This is a genomic window from Sphingopyxis sp. (assembly GCF_035565275.1).
Taxonomy (GTDB): domain Bacteria; phylum Pseudomonadota; class Alphaproteobacteria; order Sphingomonadales; family Sphingomonadaceae; genus Sphingopyxis.
Window position 1 is genome coordinate 1 of record NZ_DATMST010000097.1, and the last position, 4,284, is coordinate 4,284.

Consider the following 4,284-nt stretch of genomic DNA (forward strand, 5'->3'; position numbering starts at 1 on the left):
CGGCGTGGCCGCCCGCGCCGGCGGCGACGGGGATCAGGCCGTCGGCGCCCTTTTCGACCGCCTTGCGCGCGAAACGGTCGTCGATGACGTCGTGGAGCGTGATCCCGCCCCAGCTATGGACCGCCTGATTGAGTTCCTCGCGCGCGCCGAGCGAAGTGATCGTGATTGGCACCTTCCATTTGGCGCAGGTCGCGATATCCTGTTCGAGCCGGTCGTTCGACTTGTGAACGATCTGGTTGACCGCATATGGCGCCGACAGCCGGTCCGGATTGTCGCGATCCCATGCGGCGAGTTCCTCGGTAATCTGGTGCAGCCATTCGTCGAGCAGCGACTGCGGGCGGGCATTGAGAGCCGGGAAGCTGCCGACGACGCCCGCCTTGCACTGTGCGATGACCAGTTCGGGGCCCGATACGATGAACAGCGGTGAACCGATGACGGGCAAGCGCAGGCGGTCGAAAATCGGGGGAAGGGCCATGAATCAGTCTCTCCGGTTGCCAATTGCAACTGACCTTAACGTAAACGGAAGCCTGCGCAAGACGTTCAGTCGAATGCGGGGCCCTTGAGCTCGACGATATTGCCCTCGGGATCGCTGATGTAGATCGAGGGCCCTTCGCCCTCGGCGCCGTAGCGCGGGCCGGCCTGTTCGACCCGGACGCCGTGCCGGTCGAGATGCGTGCGGATCGCCGCCTCGTCGAACGGGGCGATTGTGATAGCGAAATGGTCGACATTGCGGCCTTCCGGTCCCGGTGCCGCGCCGCCCATCGCGCCAAGCTTGCCGTCGATGGTGACAAGGTCGATCAGCGAGCTGCCGGCGCGCAATTGATAAAGCCCTATTTCGGATTGCGTGCGTTCGTCGGTGCAGCCGAGGACGTCCTGATAGAAGGCGACCATGCGGTCGAGATCGACGACGCGCACCACCACATGGTCGATTGCGCGAAGGGTAAAGGGGGGTGTGTTCATCGCGATCGCTCCTCGAATTTCCGGCAGATGGACTTCCTAACCGGTGCGTGCACCCGCTGTCCATCGAGCGGAGACGGGGGTTGGTCCGGCGGTTGTTGCTGCGAACCGTCGGACGCGCCAATATCGGGCGATGCAGTTGCTCCAGCCCAGCCTGTTGCCCGCCGCGGCCGACATCGCGCGGCACTACCACCGCGAACCCTATGCGACGGTGGTGCTGGCGGGTGCCTATGAAGAGGCGGGCGATGCCGGGCGGATGGCGGCGCGGGCGGGCGAAGTGCTGCTTCACGGTCCGTTTTCAGCGCACCGCGACCGGATCTCGGCAAAACGGACGGTGGTGCTCGACCTGCCGCTGCCGTTCGACGGCCGCAACTGGCCGGCGCGCGCGCGGATCGCCGATCCCGACCATATCGTCCGGCTGGCCGAACGCGACGCGGTCGAGGCGGTCGCCGCGCTGCTCGACGGGCTCGCATCCGCCCCGACAGACGAAGAGGACGACCTGCCGGACCAGTTGTCGGCGGTGCTGCGCACGTCGGCATCGCCGCGGATCGGCGAATGGGCGGCGGTGCGTGGCCGGTCGCGCGAACATGTCTCGCGCAGTTTCGAAAAACTCTATGGCGTCTCGCCCGCCGCCTATCGTGCCGACTGTCAGGCGAAGCGCGCATGGCGGATGATCGTCGCGGGCGACGACAGCCTTGCCGGGATCGCGGCGGATGCCGGCTACGCCGATCAGGCACATATGACGCGTGCGGTGACCGCGCTGACGGGCCTGTCGCCGCGGCGCTGGCGGGTAGCCGGGCGGCAGCCGGTCTAAACGGTATCGAGCGACGCCCGGATCGCGTCCCAGACCTGCGCCAGTTCCTCCGCCGTGATGCAATAGGGCGGCATGACGTAGACGGTGTTGCCCAGCGGGCGGAGCAGGACGCCGTGGTCGCGATAGAAAGCGATGAGGCGCGGGGCGAGGTTCGAGAGATAGCCCGAGTCAGGAACGACGATGTCGAGCGCGGCGATGGTGCCGAGGCGGCGCGGGTTGGCGATGCGCGGGTGCTGGCCGAGCAGTGACAGATGTGCCGCCTGCGCGTCGGCGAGCGTGTCGATGCGCTGCTGGACGGGCTCGTCGCGCCAGATTTCGAGATTGGCGTTGGCGGCGGCGCAGGCGATCGGGTTCGCGGTGTAGCTCGACGAATGATAGAAGGTCTTTGCGCGGTCGGCCGAAAAATGCGCTTCGAAGACCGGTTCGATGCAGAGCGTCACCGCAAGCGGGATCGCGCCGCCGGTGAGGCCCTTCGACAGGCAGACGATGTCGGGGATGACGCCCGCCTGATCGCAGGCGAAGCGCGTGCCGGTGCGGCCCCAGCCGGTCATCACTTCGTCGGCGATGAAGAGGACGCCGTGGCGCGCGCAGATCGCGCGCATCTCGGCGAGCACCCATGCGGGGTAGATAAGCATGCCGCCGGCGCCGAGGATCAGCGGTTCGACGATGAAGGCGGCGGGTTTTCGGGCGCATGCGGCTTCGAGTGCGTCGAGCGTGGCCTGTTCCCGTCCTTCGCAAGGGAAGGGGATGGTGTCGACGTCGAAGAGCAAAGGCTGCCAGGCGCGGTTGTAGACGCCGCGCTCGCCGACCGACATAGTGCCGATCGTGTCGCCGTGATAGCTGTGTTCGAGGACGAGGATACGGCTGCGCGGCTCGCCAATGTTGTACCAATAGCCGAGCGCCATCTTCAGCGCGACCTCGACGCTGGTCGAGCCCGAGTCCGAAAAGAAGACGCGGGTGAGCGGGGCAGGGGTGATGCGCACCAGTTCGGCGGCAAGGCTTTCGGCGGGTTCGTGCGTCCAGCCGGCGAAGATGATCTGGTCGAGCTTTTCGGTCTGGGCGCGTACCGCTGCCATGATGCGCGGGTGTGCGTGGCCGTGCGTCGTGACCCACCAGGAGGAGATGCCGTCGATCCAGCTCTGGCCGTCGGCGGCGTAGAGTTTGGCGTCTTTGGCGTGCGAAATCAGCGGGATGGGGTCGCCGAGGCCGTGTTGGGTGAAGGGGTGCCAGACGGGGGAGGTCATGCGAAATCCCTGAGGGCGAAGTTCGCTTTGAATGCTTCTGCGAGCGTTTCGCCGTTCAGCGGGTCGATGATCGGCAGGCGGCCGAGGCGGCGGACGCCCGAGATTCCGGAGATGATCGCCTCGCTGTCCTCCGCCGCATCACCGAGGAAGGCGAGGCCGTGGATCGGGACGCCGCGGGCGCGCAAGGCCTCGATCGTGAGCAGGCTGTGGTTGATCGTGCCGAGCGCGGTGCGCGCGCAGACGATAACGGGGATCTGCCAGCGCGCGAACAGGTCGGCGTAGAGCGTGGTGCGCGTCACCGGGACGAGCGCGCCGCCGGCGCCTTCGACGATGAACTCGCCGGGCGGCGGCGCGAGCGTTTCGACGTCGATGTTAACATTGTCAATTTCGGCGGCACGATGTGGCGACGCAGGGGTGATCAGGCGATAGGTTTCGGGGCGGACCGGCACGCCGGCGAGGCGCGCGACGGTTTCGCTGTCGGTCTCCTCCTCGAGACCCGACTGGATCGGCTTCCAGTAAGGCGCGCCGGTCGCCTGTGCTAACGCCGCAGAAAATATGGTTTTTCCGATGCCGGTATCGGTGCCGGTGACGACGAAGCGCGTCATGCCACCGCCATTGCCTGTGCGAGCGCATCGGCCATCGCGTCAATGTTGTCTTCGTCAACATTGAGCGTGATCGCGATGCGCAACCGCGCGGTGCCGTGCGGCACGGTGGGCGGACGGATACCGCGGACGTCGAAGCCGGTCGCCTGCAGCGCGGCGGCTATACGCATCGTGCGCGCGTTGTCGCCGATCACGACGGGCAGAATCTGCGAGCCGCTGGCGGGCAGGTCGAGCGCGCCGAGGCGCTTTTCGGCGTGACGGACGAGCGCGGCGAGGCGCGCGGCGCGTTCGGGCTGGTTCGCGACGATTTCGAGCGCCTGACGGACAAGCCATGCCATCAGCGGCGACGGCGCGGTCGAGAAAATGAAGGGGCGGCCACGGTTGACGATGAAGTCGCGCACGATCTGCGGCGCGCAGAGCAATGCGCCTTCGCAGCCCAGCGCCTTGCCGCAGGTGTGGAGCGTGACGAGGTTCTCGCGGCCCGAAATCGCGTGCGCGAGCCCTTGGCCTGCGGTTCCGTAAACGCCCGTCGCATGCGCTTCGTCGACGACGAGCACGGCGTCGTGGCGGTCGGCGACGGCGGCGAGATCGGCGAGCGGCGCGCGGTCGCCGTCCATGCTGTACAGGCTTTCGACGGCGATCCACGGCGTGCCCGTGCCGCCGCCGG

Annotated in this window: 6 protein-coding genes; 1 reads left to right on the forward strand and 5 read right to left on the reverse strand. The window is 67.3% G+C overall.

The window, feature by feature from the left end; genetic code table 11:
- Together VN047_RS06980 and VN047_RS06985 are read right to left on the reverse strand one after the other, a co-directional pair.
- The coding region (locus VN047_RS06980; RefSeq protein WP_414712675.1) for an NAD(P)H-dependent flavin oxidoreductase at positions 1–475 on the reverse strand (475 nt) is incomplete at its 3' end.
- Between the two features lie 65 nt (positions 476–540).
- Complete coding sequence (locus tag VN047_RS06985; protein WP_325541420.1) at positions 541–960, reverse strand: VOC family protein; 420 nt, start codon at positions 958–960, stop codon at positions 541–543.
- Positions 961–1,090: 130 nt separating this feature from the next.
- On the opposite strand from VN047_RS06985, the gene VN047_RS06990 reads away from it, so the two are divergent.
- Positions 1,091–1,771 carry an AraC family transcriptional regulator gene (locus tag VN047_RS06990; protein WP_325541422.1) on the forward strand — a complete coding sequence of 227 codons (681 nt, stop codon included), beginning with the start codon at positions 1,091–1,093 and terminating at the stop codon, positions 1,769–1,771.
- Here the strand turns inward: VN047_RS06990 and VN047_RS06995 are convergent.
- From VN047_RS06995 to VN047_RS07005, 3 genes are all read right to left on the reverse strand, one after another.
- Positions 1,768–3,015, reverse strand: coding sequence for an adenosylmethionine--8-amino-7-oxononanoate transaminase (locus tag VN047_RS06995; protein ID WP_325541424.1), 1,248 nt, complete (start codon positions 3,013–3,015; stop codon positions 1,768–1,770). The two genes, VN047_RS06990 and VN047_RS06995, sit on opposite strands and share 4 nt — an antisense overlap.
- A complete protein-coding gene (gene bioD / locus VN047_RS07000) occupies positions 3,012–3,620 on the reverse strand; it encodes a dethiobiotin synthase (RefSeq protein ID WP_325541426.1) in 609 nt (202 codons plus the stop codon). The genes VN047_RS06995 and bioD overlap by 4 nt, the downstream gene beginning before the upstream one ends.
- Positions 3,617–4,284: aminotransferase class I/II-fold pyridoxal phosphate-dependent enzyme (locus VN047_RS07005; RefSeq protein WP_325541427.1), on the reverse strand; the 668-nt coding region annotated here is incomplete at its 5' end. The genes bioD and VN047_RS07005, both read right to left, overlap by 4 nt.

Bases quoted from the DNA above. Each gene is read 5' to 3' on its own strand.
- VN047_RS06985 (WP_325541420.1), bottom strand. From the start codon at position 960: ATGAACACACCCCCCTTTACCCTTCGCGCAATCGACCATGTGGTGGTG.
- VN047_RS06990 (WP_325541422.1), top strand. From the start codon at position 1,091: ATGCAGTTGCTCCAGCCCAGCCTGTTGCCCGCCGCGGCCGACATCGCG.
- bioD (WP_325541426.1), bottom strand. From the start codon at position 3,620: ATGACGCGCTTCGTCGTCACCGGCACCGATACCGGCATCGGAAAAACC.
- VN047_RS06995 (WP_325541424.1), bottom strand. From the start codon at position 3,015: ATGACCTCCCCCGTCTGGCACCCCTTCACCCAACACGGCCTCGGCGAC.